Origin of the sequence: Bacillus sp. EB106-08-02-XG196 (assembly GCF_013396335.1) — a bacterium.
Classification (GTDB): domain Bacteria; phylum Bacillota; class Bacilli; order Bacillales; family Cytobacillaceae; genus Neobacillus.
Genome location: NZ_JABWSY010000015.1, coordinates 14,240 through 32,185, shown reverse-complemented (window position 1 = coordinate 32,185; position 17,946 = coordinate 14,240). Strand labels below are relative to the sequence as shown.

At 35.2% G+C, this 17,946-nt stretch carries 7 protein-coding genes; all 7 read left to right on the top strand.

What is annotated here, in order from left to right:
• Positions 1-739: 739 nt before the first annotated feature.
• Positions 740-4,237: a hypothetical protein gene (locus MLOOGBEN_RS21645; protein ID WP_179160358.1), complete on the top strand. Its 3,498-nt coding sequence runs from the start codon at positions 740-742 to the stop codon at positions 4,235-4,237.
• Positions 4,228-8,475, top strand: coding sequence for a DEAD/DEAH box helicase (locus MLOOGBEN_RS21640; RefSeq protein WP_179160357.1), 4,248 nt, complete (start codon positions 4,228-4,230; stop codon positions 8,473-8,475). The genes MLOOGBEN_RS21645 and MLOOGBEN_RS21640 overlap by 10 nt, the downstream gene beginning before the upstream one ends.
• On the top strand, positions 8,472-9,029 hold the full coding sequence (locus MLOOGBEN_RS21635) for a DUF1998 domain-containing protein (RefSeq protein WP_218781283.1): 558 nt from the start codon (positions 8,472-8,474) through the stop codon (positions 9,027-9,029). The genes MLOOGBEN_RS21640 and MLOOGBEN_RS21635 overlap by 4 nt, the downstream gene beginning before the upstream one ends.
• Before the next feature lie 599 nt (positions 9,030-9,628).
• Positions 9,629-10,195 (top strand): tyrosine-type recombinase/integrase, encoded by a 567-nt coding sequence (locus tag MLOOGBEN_RS21630; RefSeq protein ID WP_179160355.1) that lies wholly within the window; start codon positions 9,629-9,631, stop codon positions 10,193-10,195.
• A 189-nt stretch (positions 10,196-10,384) separates the two neighbouring features.
• On the top strand, positions 10,385-12,412 hold the full coding sequence (gene mads2, locus MLOOGBEN_RS21625; protein WP_218781282.1) for a methylation-associated defense system DNA methyltransferase MAD2: 2,028 nt from the start codon (positions 10,385-10,387) through the stop codon (positions 12,410-12,412).
• The gene (gene mads5, locus MLOOGBEN_RS21620) at positions 12,409-13,815 is read left to right on the top strand and encodes a methylation-associated defense system restriction endonuclease subunit S MAD5 (protein ID WP_179160353.1); all 1,407 of its coding nucleotides are present in this window, start codon (positions 12,409-12,411) and stop codon (positions 13,813-13,815) included. The genes mads2 and mads5 overlap by 4 nt, the downstream gene beginning before the upstream one ends.
• Complete coding sequence (gene mads6 / locus MLOOGBEN_RS21615) at positions 13,803-17,945, top strand: methylation-associated defense system protein kinase MAD6 (RefSeq protein ID WP_179160352.1); 4,143 nt, start codon at positions 13,803-13,805, stop codon at positions 17,943-17,945. Before mads5 ends, mads6 begins: the two co-directional genes overlap by 13 nt.
• Position 17,946 lies beyond the last annotated feature (1 nt).

The window sequence follows — 17,946 nt, the reverse complement described above, 5'->3', positions numbered from 1 at the left end:
GGAGGGATTGCATAGCATCCACTTTCATACAGATAAAAGTGCCAGGTACCTTCCGAATTTTGGAAGGCACCGGCACTTTTTTATGTGGGAGGAGTGGGTGAAATGACTATCTTAACGGTTTTTCTAAAATCTTTTCCAGCATTCATTAATGGCCTCTGCACTAAAGACCAATCTGAAAGAAAAGATGTGTTGATGAGTGATAGTGAGCCAAGGTTGCTGTAATATCACTAGGGACATAATAGTGGAATATAGCAGACTAGATAGGGTAATTGTGGACAGCTACTATATTATTAAATGAATTTAAACATATAACCAAAGTAGCAAAAGCTTGTGACTACTAGAACAAATTTAGTATAAGTCAAAGGAACTATCACCAAAAATGGGTCTTCCTAGATTTCTTTGTTTGACTAAGAGCTACCAAAAAATCAGAAGAAATCTTGTATCATGTAAATGAACAAAGATGCTCTTCTGTGTGTTTGTAGTAGTAATCAAAAATAGAACTGTTATGATGATTGACCAAGTAGATGCATTTCTCCAGAGGGAGGAATGCTCGTTTTTTTTAGGAGTCACTTCAGAAATGGGCTAAAAGCCATAACGAAACTATTTAAAGATATTAAAATCAAGCGATTGGGAGGATAATTGTCCTATCTTAGCGAATATTGTAAGTATATTTCCAGAATTTCAATATAAGTGACTAAAGGTTGAGCTAAGACAGCACTTTATTTAGGAGTGATTTTATATGAAGTTATTAACTGAAGACAGTACCCTAAAATCAATGAATGAAACGTTTACTGCACAGATACCAAATTTCAGTTTAATCGGTGACTTACCCCTATCAAAAGAAGATTTCAAGCATCTTGCATCATTGATCACAGTATTATATGAGAATAATGTAAGTCAACAGATATTTGATAGATACAGGGAATCTCTCGCAGTATTCCTTGTTTTTTGTGCGGTGTATGAGTATGATAACCGAAAATTCTGGCAGCCTATTGAAAAATATACTGGAGATTTATCCTACCACAGAAGAATGGAACTTTATTATGCATTTTCAAGGGTAGTAGATAAATACAACTTAAATAAATTTGAAAATGAAGGTGAAGAAGGGTTTGCATATGTTACACCAATTTTGTGTCATGCTGGTATTCCGATAAATGCATATGATAGTTATTTTGCAGCCATTAGTAATACTGTGAATGATACATTTTATGATGATTTTGACGTGGATGATTATTTATACTATTTGAGAAATAAATCTGAAATGCCTGTCAAACGATATATTAAGTTATCAAATAAAAGGGATTCATACAGTTTTATTCAGAATACTAGAAAACTAATTCTGAGTGATTTTATTGATAGTGATGAGGAGTTGGAAAGCGGAAACTATCTCCGAATGATAGAAAACATATCGTTATGGAAGGAAAAGCCAAAGAATAAGAAAAATATCCAGGCTAGAAGTAATGTTCAAATAACTGCACCTAAAATAAAAATAGACTTAGACGGAGTAGGTATATATTGTGAATTACCAAGAATCATTGCTAAGGATTGTTATGATTCTTATATAATGTGGGAAATCTCAAGTGATGAAACAATAAATCACGTAAAAGCGGATTTTTTTAAGAGAAGTGGTGTCTTGGTATCTGAGGAAAAAATTGTGACATTACGACCAGCAAAAACATACACCATAACTCTAAAAATTGATGACAATCAAATTTCTAAATGGGAGTTTAATGGAGTTACACATAACTATATTGCCTTTTTTCAAAACGGTAATGGTATCAAATCAGATACCTTACCTAATCATCCAGTCATTCTCTTATTGGATAGCAACATTCGGATAACTGGAATAGAAGCTTTATCAATTATCGAACTTCCAAAGATTCCGTCTTGGACCTCTTATAACGTTTATAAAGTTGATTTATCGACTGTGAAAGCACTTGAGTGCACTGGATTTACCATTCGCGTAAATACGGAAAATAAGCCTACTATTGCCGGAGGAGAAACTTTATTTAATCAGGAAAACTCTAGAGCTTATATTAAACTACCATATATTAAAGTACCGAAGAATGTTGAAGGAGGGTGGCATTTAGAAATAATGCATAAGTCAGCTATCGGTGTTATTAGTAAATCGAATCAATTAGTTCCATCTAATGATGAAGTAATTCTACTTTGCTCATATATAACAAAAGATGGCTATGGTGAATATGATATTAAACTATCAAGCCGATCAGGAATGAATGGAAGGTTTATTATAGAATATGTCCCTTACGGAAGGTTTCAAGTAGATAAGTATGAGTATTGGCCATCCCAGTACAAGGGTTACGAAAATACGATTCAAACATTAATGACCAGTAAAAAAGTGGAACTGGAGATCTACAACGCAGATAAAGTATCAGAAATCCAGTATGAAGAGTACCTAGTTCATCGATTTAAGGTAAACGAAAAAGATCGTTTCCTAATCGGTGAATATAGATATACTTTCAATGAACATATTTTTTCCACATCCATAAAAAAGAGCATTTACCCTGTTTCGTGGGGGATCATTGGGTTAGAGAATGAAATAATCGAATTATCAAGTAAAGTTTATAACCTGACTCTGCTGGATTTTAATAATGCGACGGATCCTTATTTATTGTTTGCCTTTGATTTTGGTCCTTATTATGATATTGCAAATTTTAAAGTAGATTTAATTGGACCAGATAAGGAAGTTGTTCTTAGTAATACCATACCAATCAAAAACAAGGATGGATTGAGGGTTCCTTTGAATTCTTATCTATTTGAAATTCAACAATCGGCTGTGGAGATAGATTATCAGATTCAAATAACATTAGTTGATTCAGATGATGTAATCGTATCAAGCTTCATGGTAGCACGTTTTCAAGATGAAGTGGTGATAAAGAATGCTCACCACACGCAGGATGAGAACGGTATTTTGCTCTCATGGAGTGAGAAGGGAACACGTCGCGGGCGAGAAATCGTGATGTTAAACTTTTTAAAACCTTGGTTAAAACCATATCATTTCATTATTGAAGATAAAAGTTGTCAGATGCATATTGATACAAAGGAACTTGAAGATGGTGTTTATAAATATCTAATCCAGAAAGAATCTGATGATTTATTTTCAGAAGAAGATGAGTCGGAAGTATGTTCATTAAGAGATTTTCAAAAAAGGAAGTTTGAGGTCAAGGGAGAGCGCGATTTTTCCTGTGATATGGAGAGGATATTGTATCAAATTTTGAGAAGTAGATTTATGAAAAAAGAGTTAATCCCTAAAAGATTAACTAAAATTGAAGCAGAGATTAGAAGTATCCAAGTAAGAGTACCAGAAGATATCAATCTTTTGGCACATGCTTATATCTTACATGACAGATTCTTTTCAGAGGAAGAAGATGCTTCTAGAGTAAACGAAATGTTTGCTTCCCTTTTTGAATTGTTTTCAAGCTTTGGAAAAGAAGCAATGAAATATATTCTAGAAAGCGAGTTCACAAATAAATATAAGAAAGAATTACTTCATAAATTTTACTGCAATAATTTAACATCCACGACAAGATTAAATGAACATCAATTAATGCTGCTTGGGGACATCGATGAAGATATGGCTGGATTCATCAATCTCATTCAATCCGATAACAAAGCAAGGGGACTTAATTGGGCAGGTATTTCAGGGATTGAAGTCTTGAGGGAAGAGGAAGATCTATTTGGTGAAGGTGACTCAGATGCTACTTTTCTAACCGATGAAAATCTAGGAAAGAGCACTTATATTGCGGATTATTTTCAGTATGTATCTAATTGTTTGCAACGCCCCAAAAATATGATGAAAAACACCGCTGATTTTCTAAGAGAGTTTCAACGTGAACATGTTGTTCAGGAGACAAAGATCTTTGGAAAAACCAGGATTCAATTGCTTGTTGAATGGAAGGATCAAACAAGGACCTCTACGCAAATACAAGGAAAACTGGAATATGTAATCAATTTGCCTTGTAACAGAGAATTAAAGGAACAATTTATTAATGCCTTCGAGGCTATAGCTAAACGTAGGAACGACGATGAATTAGGTTATTATATAGGCCAAATTGCCTTATATGCTTCTTTCATTAGAAACGGTTTAATGCAAGATAATGAAGAGTTTAGTAAATTATTACAATACACCATTGAAAAATGCGGAAAATTATACTATAGAGATGCAATCATCATTGAATTATATATGCAAGTAGAAAGGGGATTCTCATGGGTTTAAATCCAATTACTACAACGAAGAAAATAAAACAAGAGTATGTGGAATATTTAAGTTCAATGTTTTTCTTTCAAGATAAAGATTTAATGAGTCAGGCTAGGAATCAGCTTTCGGAAGAAGGTAAGTTTGTTAAAGGACCATTTATTGAAATCACACAGCCTTTTATTACTGGAAAAAGCTTGAGAGGTCTAATGGACGAAGGCATAGTGTCAAAAGAGTTTCATGCATTGAAAAAGTACTTTCCGCTTGATAGAACACTTTATATCCACCAGGAAACCGCAATTAAAAAGGTAGTTGAAGGAAACAATATCATCGTGGCTACAGGTACGGGCAGCGGTAAAACAGAGTGTTTTTTACTGCCAATCATCAATGAGTTAATGAGAGAAAAAGAGGCTGGAAAATTAACTAATGGTATAAGGGCGTTGTTATTATATCCAATGAATGCCCTTGCCAATGATCAGATAGCAAGATTAAGAGGGATTTTAAAAGATTATCCAGATATTACATTTGGAAGGTATACGGGTGAAACGGAAGAAACGCAAAAGAAAGCGGAGGAGCTATTTGCCAAAACGAATCCGGACATTGAACCGATTCCAAATGAATTGATTTCTCGGGAAAAAATGAGAGAAACGCCACCGCATATATTATTGACTAATTATGCAATGCTAGAGTACTTGCTTTTGCGTCCGAATGATAATGTGTTTTTTGACCAAAGATATGCAGAAAATTGGAAGTTTATCGTGTTAGATGAGGCCCACACCTATAATGGTGCAAAAGGCACAGAGATTTCGATGCTTTTACAAAAATTAAAGGAAAGAATTTCAAAAAATCAAAAACAAAAATTAACCTGTATTGCCACCAGTGCTACCTTAGGTGGTGGTAAAGATGCATTTAAAGAAGTTGCCAAATTTGCATCCGATTTATTTCACGAACCATTTTATCCAGAAGATATTATTGAATCTAAGAGAGTCAATCTAACACAACGAAAAATTCATGGTGTAAAAAGAAAAAGCTTTGAATACTTACAGTTAGGAAAAAACAAAAGCAATACAGAATTATTTGATCTGCTAAAAGATGATATAAATGTCATGCAACTCCAAGAAATTCTCCAAAAAAAGCCGCAGTTGCTAAGCGATGTAACCAATTTATTTTTTCAGGATGAGAATCTATCAAAATCAGAAAAGTTAGGAGCGATTGTAGAAATTGTAAATTTATGTGCGATGGCCAAAGAAGATGATGATTCAATGCCATTATTACCAGCAAGATATCATGTGTTTGCAAAAGCCTTGGAAGGTGCCTATGTATCGCTTTACAAGAATAGAAGACTGTTCTTGGACAGGAAGAAAACACATCGATTAAAAGACGGGCACACAGTGGCCACCTTTGAGCTTGCAAACTGTCAAAGATGTGGTCAAGAGTATGTCACTGGACGGACAGAAAACGAAACACTCATTCATGCAGATGCTGATGTGGATATTGAGGGTTTAGTGAAAAGAAAACAGGAATATTACATGCTAAATACAGCGGAAGAGGAGATTGATGTTACATCAATAGATGGTGATGAATCTATTGTTGAAGGCGGAGGTATTTCAATCGACAGTGATGAATATATTTTATGCACTGCTTGTGGTCATATCGAACCGGATGGAAAAGTGAAGCGATCTCATTGCTGCGATTTTCCAAAAGAAAAATTCATAAAAATACTGAAAATAAAAATGCCTGAGTACACAGTCAATACTTGCTTGAAGTGTGGTAACCATTCAAAGAATATTGTAAAACAATTTAGAACGGCTGATGATCCAGCAACAGAAGTTTTGACTAGGTCTTTATATCAATGTATTCCACCAAATAAACAGCAGGTACCGGAAGATGATTTGTTTGGAGAAAGTGAAGAAATCGATGAAGATTTATTGGGTCGTAAGCTGTTAGTTTTTTCAGATAGCCGACAAGAGGCCGCTTTTTTTGCCTCATTTCTCCAGACGAAGTATAGCAATATTTTATGGAGAAATGCGATTATCCATGAACTAGGAAATCTTCAAGAGTACGATGATATTCGAATTGATAGTTTGGCCAATGCTGTTGTAAAGTATGGGAAACAAAAGGGGCTATTTGAAAACGGCCTAGACGATATTGAGAAACAAAAACAAATCCAGACTGTACTCATTAAAGAATTCATGAACACAGAACGTCAGATCGGTCTAGAAGGTTTGGGATTAATTTCTTTTGTCCCGGAAAAGCCGGATAAATGGTCAAAATTGAATATGAACAGTCTAGGGATTAATGCAGATTTAGGTCTTACCAATGATGAATTATGGGAATTGTATAAGACTTTATTTAATTCGTTAAGAGACTTGAATGCTATTACTTTCCCAGATTTAGTTTCTATAACAGATCAAACCTTTGCACCAAGAAACAAGGAAGTATATTTTAAATTGGAATCAGAAAAAAGTGTACAAGGTAATAATATTGTCGGTTGGTTACCGAGGGAAAAACTAAACAATAAAAGACTTGATTTCATTCAAAAAATGTTTAGGGCGAAGGGATACTCAAAGGTGGAAGCATCTGAAAAAGCGAGGAGTCTGTTAAAAGAACTTCTCACTGGAAAACTATATAAAGGTTTCTGGGTTAAAGATGGATATATTTCTGAAACACCACTTGCAAAAGAAGGAACAGTTTTAAAACTGAATTATAAAAAATGGCAAGTGCTAAAACCAGAGAATTTATATATTTGCAATAAATGCGGAAGCATTCATTCAAATAATTTGAGAGGTATTTGCCCAACATTCCGGTGTGAAGGAACATTAGTTGAACATAACGACGAAATGAGCAGGTTTACTTATTTTAAAGATCTTTATACAAAGATGAAACCATTGCCTCTCATTGCAAATGAACATACTGCACAGTTAACAAGTGAATTTGCCTCTAGATTACAGAATCGTTTTGAACGGGGAGAAGTGAATGTTTTAAGCTGCTCTACTACATTTGAAATGGGTGTGGATGTTGGACAGCTTGAAGCAGTATTTATGCGGAATGTGCCACCGGAAACGGCAAATTATATACAGAGGGCAGGACGTGCGGGTAGAAGGACTGAATCAACTGCATTTTCATTGACTTATGCTAAACGACGTTCACATGACCTTACCTACTACCAATTCCCTGAAAATATTATTGGCGGGATGATTAAGGCACCTTATATTGGAATGAACAATGAAAAAATCGTGCTGCGGCACGTGTTCTCCGTTGTGTTTGCTTGGTTTTTTAGAAAGTATCAAACATATTATGGGAAGGTTGATAATTTTCTTAATATTTCTGGCGAAGGTGGAAAGAGTGCAGTTCAATTATTAAAAGAATTGTTAAGTCAACAACCAGAAGACCTGAAAATTGCATTAGAATATATCGTTCCTAAATCAAAATCTTTGCAGGCTTTTGTTGATCTTGAAAATTGGAAATGGGTTGACTATCTTCTTAAGGATGAAGAGGGAGCCTTAATTATTGCGGAATCGAATGTGAAAGAAATTATTGATGAACTGGAAGAATTGAAAAAAAGACTAGATTTGGAACGGAAACCAAGTGACAATATCTTAAAAATACAAAATACGTATCTGAAGAAGGATGTTTTGAGCTTTTTGTCTTCCAGTAATGTATTGCCTAAATATGGATTCCCAGTGGATGTGGTAAATTTAGATATTCTTCATAATGGGGAAAATGCCAAAGTCATCAATATTTCGCGAGATTTAAAACTAGCAATATCAGAATTTGCACCTGGCTCAGAAATCGTAGCTAATAAGAAGGTTTGGAAACCTTATGCCTTGAACATGAATAAGATGAAAAGCTGGCCTGTACAACAGTATGCCATTTGTAAGGGTTGCGGCCGCTTATATGCTTATCATGTCGATTTGGGTACATCGTATGAGGACAAAGAAATAGAATGCTGCCATGAACCATTAAACTATTATTATTACCTCCAGCCTGTATTTGGATTTTCTACAAAGGCAGACGATTTGCCTGGAAATCCTGGAGAAAGACGTAAAGCGAAACCATTACCTTCTCGAGTCAAGTTTGATAATTATGTGGATGAAGAATTAGAACTAACCGAGTCGACACAGGAAGTTATCAAAATAGGAACACATAAGTTCGAAGTTAAATATTCTTCTAGAGGCAAATTGGTCATCGTAAATAATGGCGGGGGATTGGGGTATTCACTTTGTAGCGATGCGGCTATATTACCCAAACGAAATTGACCAAGACTAAGAAGTCGAATGAGAAGAAAGTGGAACATAAAAACAAGCTTGGTAAAACGTGTGAAAACACCTATCTGCATAATATTCACTTAGGCCATGATTTTATCACTGATGTTGTAGAGATTAGGTTGCCCTTACTGTCTCAAACATTTAATCAGAAAAGCTTCTGGCCATCTCTACTTTATGCAGTAATGGAGGGTGCCAGCATTGAATTAGGTGTTGCAAGAAGCGAAATCGGCGGCTGCTTATATCGAGCAGATGGAGTAGATGTAACGAATACCTCTATTATCTTGTACGATGATGTACCAGGTGGTGCTGGGCATGCTAAGAAAATATCTCAGAATCTACGTGGTGTGTTAGAAAATGCTAAATTGAAAGTGGTAGGGACATGTGGATGCGGTGAAGATACAAGCTGTTATGGCTGTTTAAGAGGATTTGAGAATCAGTTTTATCATGAGATATTACAGAGGGGTATAGCACATGAATATTTATCAAAGTTATTGAAGTCTAGTTATTCCAAAATGGATATGAATAGTCATGAACTAATTAAGTAAGGTAAATTTAGAATTCTAAGTTAAAACAAATTAAGAAGCCTGGTGCTGCCGAGGCTTCTTAATTTTTATATTGAAGTGGAAGTAATAGAAATAAACAGACTTGCTTGAAAAATTAATATGGTGTAAATCTATCTATAGCAGACAGAAAGGGACTTGAAATAAGGTGGATTTGTCCATTCTATAATAAAGGAATAGTATGGTCAAAGGGTTGTGAAACATTTTTTGTAACAAGATTATTCGGGGTGTGACAGGCACGTTTTCTATCATGATACTTAAAGACCAGGGGAAGGTTTCTTTACTTGGGTTGCTACTAAAATGGGGTATGCAAACTTACCTGGATCTGAATGGGAGAGTTTCTTGAAGAACAATTAGAAAAAGTATTTGAATTTGATCAAAGAGATGAGTTTTTGTCCAATTATCAACGGGGGTGGGTATATGTAATCTCTTGAATAAAAGATTACATTGGAATAAATATCTCAAAGCTTTTGACAATAGGATTACTGCAACAAATATCGAAAATTCTCTTTAATTATTATTCAAATGTAATGTTTTCAGTGCTATAATTAAGAAATAATACATTTTTATAGGGGGGTGTTGGTGTGACTGTAGAGCCTATCAAAGATAAAAAAAAGATAAATGTTTTTTTGACTTACCTCAAAGGAAAATCAGGGCGTGACTTCCTTTTAGCAAAATTTCAACTGAATACTGGTCTAAGAATTTCAGATGTAGTAGGAGTAAGGGTAAGAGATATCTTCACTGATAGATTGAACTTTAAGGACTACTTTATTCTTAGAGAGAGGAAAACTGGAAAGGAAAAGAAGATCAAGCTTAATCAAGAAATAAAGAAGGTTTTAAAGCCCTATGTAAAAAATGAAAAATTATCTAATGATGATTTTTTGTTTCAAAGTAAAAAGGGTGAGAATCAGGCCATTAGTGTTACTCAGGCTTATAGAGTTTTAAAAGAAGCTGCTAATGCTACAGGAATAGAGAACTTTGGCACCCATAGCCTAAGGAAGAGCTGGGGGTTTTGGACCTATAAGGCTAGTAGATATAATATAGGCTTAATTATGGATGTTTTCAATCATAGCTCACAGAAAATTACTTTAAGATACATAGGTGTTGATCAGGAATCTAAGGATGAGTTGTATTCCTTGGTGCAGTTTTGATCATAGTGAATAAGGTATACTGATTTTTGAATGAACTAGTTATATGAAATAGCATACTTATATTAATAGATTATGTGGCAGATTTGACAGTAACTTTGAAGAAAAAGTAAGGAATGAGAATATTCTCATTTATTTTGTGCGCTGAGCACAGCAAAAGGAATGATAGTTATTATGAGTACTAATAAAAAAATGGAGCAAGTAAATATTGTATTAGAAGACGATCAATTGGTTTGCATTCTCACAGATGAAATCAAAAAAGTTAAAGCACAAGAAACTAACCTTCAGTCGGTTATTCTTATGCTCAATGAAGAGTATGGTTTTGACCTAGGAGATATGGAAAGAGATTTTAAGATTGAATACATCGATCCTGATACAGGAAAGTCTAAAAAACAAAGAGTAGAGCTGGTGGTTTTCGAAAAAGGTAAATTACATGAACAGGAACATATCATACGGATCTGTATTGTTCAGGATGATAAAGTAAAAGAAACTGACAAGAAAAAGGGATTGGCAGCAACTCTAGAAAATGCAATGGGTGCTGTGGAAAGTTGTGTATTTGGATTGTGGACAAATGGTCATAGTTTTTTTTATTTACAAAAAGAGGATGATGCACTGGGCTATGACTACGAATTTGTTGATTTAGCCGACTTCCCAGGGCAAGGTGAAACTATTGAAGATTTAGACAGGCCTGATCGATCTTCTGGTAGGGTCGCAGCAGGTGATTCACTTATTAAGGTATTTAAACGTTCCCACGATTACATATATGGGAACGAAGGGCGTAAGAAGGATGCATTTTGGCAATTATTAAACCTTATTTTCTGTAAGCTTTATGATGAAAAAAGAAGATTTATATGTGGTGAAAAAGGTGAAAGCTATCGCAGAAAGTTTTGGGTGGGTGTAAAAGAACAAAATACCGAAGAAGGCAGAAAAGCCGTAGCCCTTAGAATCAAAGGCTTGTTTGAAGAACTTAAAACCGATGAAGTCTTTTCGGAAGTATTTGACGGTAACGAAGCAATTGGACTTACAGATAAAGGATTAGCATTTATAGCTGGTGAACTAGCAAAGTATTCATTCCTAGATGCTTCTGTGGATGTGAAAGGAATGGCCTATGAAACAATTGTAAGCAATACCCTTAAACAGGAAGCTGGGCAATTTTTCACCCCAAGGAACATTGTGAAAGCTATGGTGGAAATCCTTAATCCGTCAGAAAATGACCGTGTTTTGGATCCAGCATGTGGTTCGGGCGGGTTCTTGGTGATGGTGCTAGATCATGTTCGAAAGCAAATTACACAGGGACTATATCCTGGTTTAGAAGGACCACTTTTGGAAGAAAAATTTAACTCATTTGAGGTAAATGAAAGAGTAAGGAAATATGCCGAGTGTAGCATCTTTGGCTTTGACTTTGATCCAGACCTGAAAAAGGCAGCAAGAATGAATATGGTAATGGCAGGTGACGGCCACGCCAATATTTTTCATGTGAATTCTCTAGCCTATCCTAACTGGGATTACCCCGAAGAAATTGAAAAGATTAACGTTTCCATTAACAAAAGTTTGGAGTCAATTAAAGATCTAGAAAATGCTTATGGTAGCGATGCCCGCGGGAAGTTTGATATGGTATTTACTAACCCTCCATTTGGAGCTAAAGTAAAGGTGGATAAAAGTACAATATACAGAGAAGATGGAACTTTAATTTATCAACTTGGAGCTTATAGCGATGCTCCAGAAATATTGTTTATTGAAGCTTGTTACAATTTCTTAAAAGAAGGCGGTAAAATGGCCATAGTATTGCCAGATGGAATTCTGAGTAACCCTAATACTTTACCAGTAAGAGAATGGATATTAGATAAATTTAAGGTAATGGCTTCAATAGATTTAGCTGTAGAAGCATTTTTGCCTCAGGTAGGCGTACAAGCCTCATTGTTGTTCTTACAAAAAAAGACTGAAGTAGAACGGCAGTTAGCACAAGGCGGTGTAGAGGATTACGATATATTTATGGCAATTGCTGAAAAACTGGGTAAAGACCGAAGAGGAAATCCTATTTACATGCGTGATGAAGATGGAGCTGAATTGCTTTTTAATGAAGAAACGCCATACTTGGTATATAAAAAAGACGGAAAAGCAGAATTAAAGGTAAGAAGAGAAAAGCTAAAGCAACTTGACGATGATCTTCCAAAGATCACGGAAGCTTATAAAAAATTTTTAACTGGTGATAAAATATGAAAACTCTTAAACTAGAGTTCAAAGAGATCGGTTCAAGTATGAGATTTGACAGCAGTTATCATTTATCTATAGGAACAATATATCTCAAGAAGTTGAGAAAAATGCCTTATTATAATCTTGGTGACATTACGGAAAAGATTTTTACAGCAGGAAGAAGCAAGAGAATTTATACTAAAGATAAATATGGATACCCATACCTAAGTAATACGGATATAGTAAAACAAAATCCATTTAATGGATGTAAGTACAATTCAAAACGGTTTGGCTATGATGGACCTTCTTTTTTAAAAAAAGGAATGATTGTAACTGGACGTGTTGGAGCAATAGGACAAACGGCATATATTAATTCAGAGTTTGAAAAACTTGACGCAATGGGCTCGGACAATATTATCCGTATTGTCCCCAAGGACTTGGATATTTCAGGATATATCTATGCTTTTTTGTCTTCAAAATATGGGGAAAGTCTACTATGGAGATTAGCGGCTGGTGGAGTTCAACCTTATATTTCAGAGGATATGCTTAGTGATTTACCGATCCCCAACTTACCCGAAACAATACAAAAAGAAATTCACAACTTGATTTTAGAGGCTTCCAACTTAAGGGTGGAGGCTAATAATTTGTTTGATAAGGCTCAAACTGATATAAAGACTGACTCTGGATTAGATGATTTAACTACATTGGATTATGAGTATTTTGGAAACCATAGCAGTGAAAGGCCAATAGCAGTCTTTAAAAGAAGCTTACATGAAATTTCGACACTGTCATTAAATGCTTTTAATTATTCAAAAAGAGTAGAAAATTTAGAGAACAGAGTTAAGAAGGGAAATTGGTTAACGCTATCTGAATGTTTAGACGAAAAACAGTTTTTTTCCTCAGGTTCTTTTAAGAGACTAGAGTTAAATAGTCCTAATGCAATTAAACTAATTAACCAATCTGATATTTTTGATATTAGAAAGAAAGGAAAATTACTTGCTCCTAAATTTGTGAAGGCAGATAGTTTAGTCGAATATGGTGAGGTAATTATTGCAGGGGTTGGAACTCTTGGAGAAGGTGAGACTTTTTGTAGAGTAGTTTTTGGGAATGAGGAACTGGAAGGCCAACTAATCTCTGGAGAGTTTATAAGGATGAAAACCAACGGGAAAGTTCCTTCGGGATATTTGTTTTGTTGGCTATCTACAGATTACGGGTTCAGACTTATAAGAAAAACACAATCTGGAACAAAGCTTTGTCGGCCTATACAAGAATTATTAAAAAAACTACCTGTTCCAGTCCTTTCGGGAAGTCGTATGGACCAAATTGACAAATCGGTTAAGCAGTCTCAGACTATGATGTTTGAAGCTTTATGTAAAGAAAACCAAGCAATTGACTTAGTTGAAAAGGAGGTTGAATCATGGCTAAAATAGTTAAACCACCTTACTTTGAAGCAGTTGTAAATGCAGGGGAAGTACGTTTGCTAGAATATTTGGAAGCGAATCTACCGGACAATTATTATCTTATACCTAATGTGGAAATTGCTTCTACAAATCCACGTAACAGCAGAACACAATATTGGGAATATGACTTGATTGTAGTGGCTCCCCATGCCATTTATAATATAGAAAACAAAGATTGGAAAGGTAGAATTGAAGGAGATGACAGCTATTGGTATTTGAATGATAGGAGAAAACCCAACCCCTTAAAAAACGGCCGTCAAAAAACAGCAATACTTGCCTCTAAACTTAAAGATAATGAATTTGAATGGGGTAAAGCCTGGGTGCAAAATATGGTCACCTTGTCTTTTCCCAATACCTATACACCTTCGCTTTGGCAAGAAGCAGGAAAACTGACTTTTCAGCTCAACGAGAAGTTGGTTGAATTCATTACTAACCCTTGTAAGGTTGGCAAGGTGGACGGTGCCATAGCTGATATTCGGAAAGACATTGTGGAGTTTTTAATAGGTAAACAAAGCAAGAAGGCTCCAAACGAAAAACGTGAAGTAGAAGGTTATGAAATTATAGAAGTACTTCAACAAGAACCGAATTTTACTGAGTATTTAGTAAAGCCTAAGGGAGTTACTACTTCTATTCGTAAAAGAGTAAAAGAGTTTTCATTACAGGTTTCAGGATTATCTCCTGATGAACTTCTCAAAAGAGAAGAAATCATAAAAAATCAATACAAAGCTTTACATAAAATCAAGGCAAAGCCGTTCATCTTAAATGTAGAGTTTAAAATAGATGAAGAAAATCATCTATTTTATGAGATTTCAGATTTTCTAGACGAAAATTCCCTACGAGCAGAAGCACGTTCGAAGACGTTCACATTTCAGGAAAAAATCAGCATTATTCGGAATTTAATGGCAGCACTAGAAGAAGCCCATAAAGAAAACATTTACCATAGGGATATAAACCCAGATAATGTATACATGAGCAGCGGTTATGCTTACTTGGGTAATTTTGGAAAGTCTTATTTTACCGATCATTACAAGCAGGGCTATACTGTTATGGCAACCATCAACGAGATCAATGCCACTCCGTATCATCCGTTAGAGCTTACGGAGGGTGATGCATCTCGCTCTTCTGATATTTATTCTCTTGGGGTGTTAATCTATTGGTTATTTACTGGCGAAGAGCCATTTAATACACCTTACGATCTAGATAAACTTGGAGGGCGAATCCCTGATTATAAATTACCAAGTAATATTAACAATGCTTTACCGAAATGGTTAGATGAATTGTGCCATAAGACCATATTAACAGACGACCTAAAACGCATTGACAACATTGGAGAATTAGCACAATTCATCAACGAAGCTGTCAATGGATCACAAACTGGCCTTAAAGTAACTGAAAAGAATACTGAAAGACCTAACGTGAAAGATGTTCATGATTTGAAAGAAGGAGACCGTGTTGGGGCTTACGTTATACATGAAATATTGGGCAAGGGAGGTTATTCTAAAGTATTTAAAGTAAAGCATAGTATACAGGAAAAATACTTTGCAATGAAGCTCTTCCATGAAAGTGTAAATGCACAATCGGTGAAAGACGAATACAATGCCCTAAAAGACCTAAATCATAATAACATTGTCAAGTTTGTTTGGAATGATGTTTTACCGACTGGGCAATTCTTTACGGTCATGGAATATCTAGATGGCGAAAACCTCAGCATGTATACTCGTACTGATGCACGCCTTCCCATTTACCGTGTATATCAAGTAGCAAAAGATATACTAAGTGCATTGGTTTCCATGCAAAATATGCCCAAACCAATATTGCATAGAGACATTAAACCTCATAATATTATCTGGGATAATCAGGAACGTTTTGTATTAATTGACTTCAACGTAGCCTCATTTGCTGAAGACAATAAGGATTTTGTTGGAACAAACCCTTTTCTTGCTCCTGATTTAATAACTGATAATTACAAAGTAGACTGGGATAGGTCAGCCGATACATTTGCTTTAGGCATTACACTTTATGAGCTAATCTGTAAGCAACACCCTTGGGCTCCAGGTAAATTACCTTTAATTAGCAAAGACCCTCTACCTCCGAGAACCATAGAAGATCGTCTATCTGAGGAATTTGAAGCGTTTATTATGAAAGCGATTAGCTCTAGAGGAGATAATAGATTCAAGGATGCAAAAGAAATGTTAGATGCCCTTCTTTCCATTGGGGAAGAAGGTGTTTTGGAGAAGAAAGCAGAGAAAGAAAAACCAATAGTGGAAATTGAGAAGCAAGTTGATGTGGTAAATTATATTAATTCTTTGTATAGTCAGTCTAAGTATGGAAATTCTGGAACCAGGGCAAGTTTTTCGAGTAACGTTCTTGATGAATCAACTTATACACCAACTAAGCTTGATAAACATTTACTTCCTGCTATTTTAGATGGAAAGTATAAATTAGTTATTATAACAGGAAATGCGGGCGATGGCAAAACTGCTTTTATACGAAAGATTGAAGAAGATAAAAACATCTCTAACCTAAAACGCTTTAACAACAAAAATGGTGCTCGCTTTGAAATTAACAGTACTGTATTTGAAAGTAACTATGACGGTTCACAAGATGAAGAGGATTGTGCTAACAATGAAGTATTGGAACGCTTTTTCCGACCATTCGAAAACATGGTTAATTATAGCAATGCTAAAGAAGGTAGAATTATTGCTATTAATGAAGGGCGCTTGGTTGAATTCCTAAAAACTACAAAACAACACAAAAGACTTAACCACCATATTGAAGACTATTTTTATAATGAAGGGCATTATGAGCTTCCAGAAGGGTTAATGATTATTAATCTTAACTTGCGGTCAGTAGTAGCTGAAAGTGATGGTATTCATAGTTTGTTTAGACAACAAGTAAAAGCCTTAACTAGCAAGGAATTATGGGGTAAATGTGAAGAGTGTCCGGTAGCACACAAATGCTTTATTAAATACAATGTGGATTCATTTAATGATACCGCTTGCGGTGAAGAAGTAATAACTCGAATGGAGTGGCTTTTGAAAACGGCAAGTCTCAAAAGAGAGCTTCATATTACAATAAGAGACCTGCGTTCGTTTATAGCCTACACCATAACTCGTGACCATGTCTGTAATGATATAGAGTCGCTGTATACACAAAATAGCAATGCTCCTGAAAATTACTGGCAGTATTACTATTTTAATATTACGAATCGACTAGTTGAAGATTCTGGCAATCAAGATAGGCTTATCAAGTTACTAAGAGAAACAGATATAGGGGAAGTGGCTGTTCCTGATCTGGATAGGGATTTGTTCTTTGGCAAGCATCTAACGAAACATTATTTAGAGTTTGCTGAAAGAGAAATTTCCTTATTAGATGACTTTAACTCTACTGAAAGAATAAAGCCTGCTTATGAACAAAATGACAATGAAGTTGCACGGATAATAATGATTCAAAAGAGTTTTATTCGTCATCAATACTTTGAAGGAAAAGCAGAGCTTCTAAGCGTTCAAAATGGGGATGTCAAAGACAACAGTCAGGAAGAAACTTCGCAACTACCTTCCTACTTACTTCGCTTACCTTATCATTCGGTATTCAAACTTGCGAAAGTGCTGGACGATGGCGATATAGACAATCATACCAAAATAAGTATTTCAAGAGCGATATCGTTAAATGAGGGTTGTGATAATCCAGGGATTTACAAAGAATACCTAGTTTTATCCTCAACAGAAATTAAAGATCCATTAAGTAAATCATTCCGTTTATTTAATTTGAATGACTTTGAACTCTTTGTCAATAGATCAAAGCACTTGCTGAATTACCTTGAGTATGAACCAGATAGCCTGATATTCAGACATAAAAAAGAAAAACATATAAAACTTACTATATCACTTGATTTATATGAGATGCTATTCTTCATACAACAGGGGTTTAGTCCATCACTAAATGATCTTAGAGGGAAATTTGTTGAATTAATCATCTTCAAAAACCTTCTGAAGAATTTAAGTTACAGTGAGGTGGTTGTTACTAAGGATAACATAGAATTCTTTAGAATAAGTGTGGGCGGGCAAAACTATGTTCAAATTCAGAAAATGGAGGTGTAAC

What these genes read in the sequence shown, in the direction of transcription:
- MLOOGBEN_RS21645 (WP_179160358.1), top strand. Translation starts at nt 740, where the DNA reads ATGAAGTTATTAACTGAAGACAGTACCCTAAAATCAATGAATGAAACG.
- MLOOGBEN_RS21640 (WP_179160357.1), top strand. Translation starts at nt 4,228, where the DNA reads ATGGGTTTAAATCCAATTACTACAACGAAGAAAATAAAACAAGAGTAT.
- mads2 (WP_218781282.1), top strand. Translation starts at nt 10,385, where the DNA reads ATGGAGCAAGTAAATATTGTATTAGAAGACGATCAATTGGTTTGCATT.
- mads5 (WP_179160353.1), top strand. Translation starts at nt 12,409, where the DNA reads ATGAAAACTCTTAAACTAGAGTTCAAAGAGATCGGTTCAAGTATGAGA.
- mads6 (WP_179160352.1), top strand. Translation starts at nt 13,803, where the DNA reads ATGGCTAAAATAGTTAAACCACCTTACTTTGAAGCAGTTGTAAATGCA.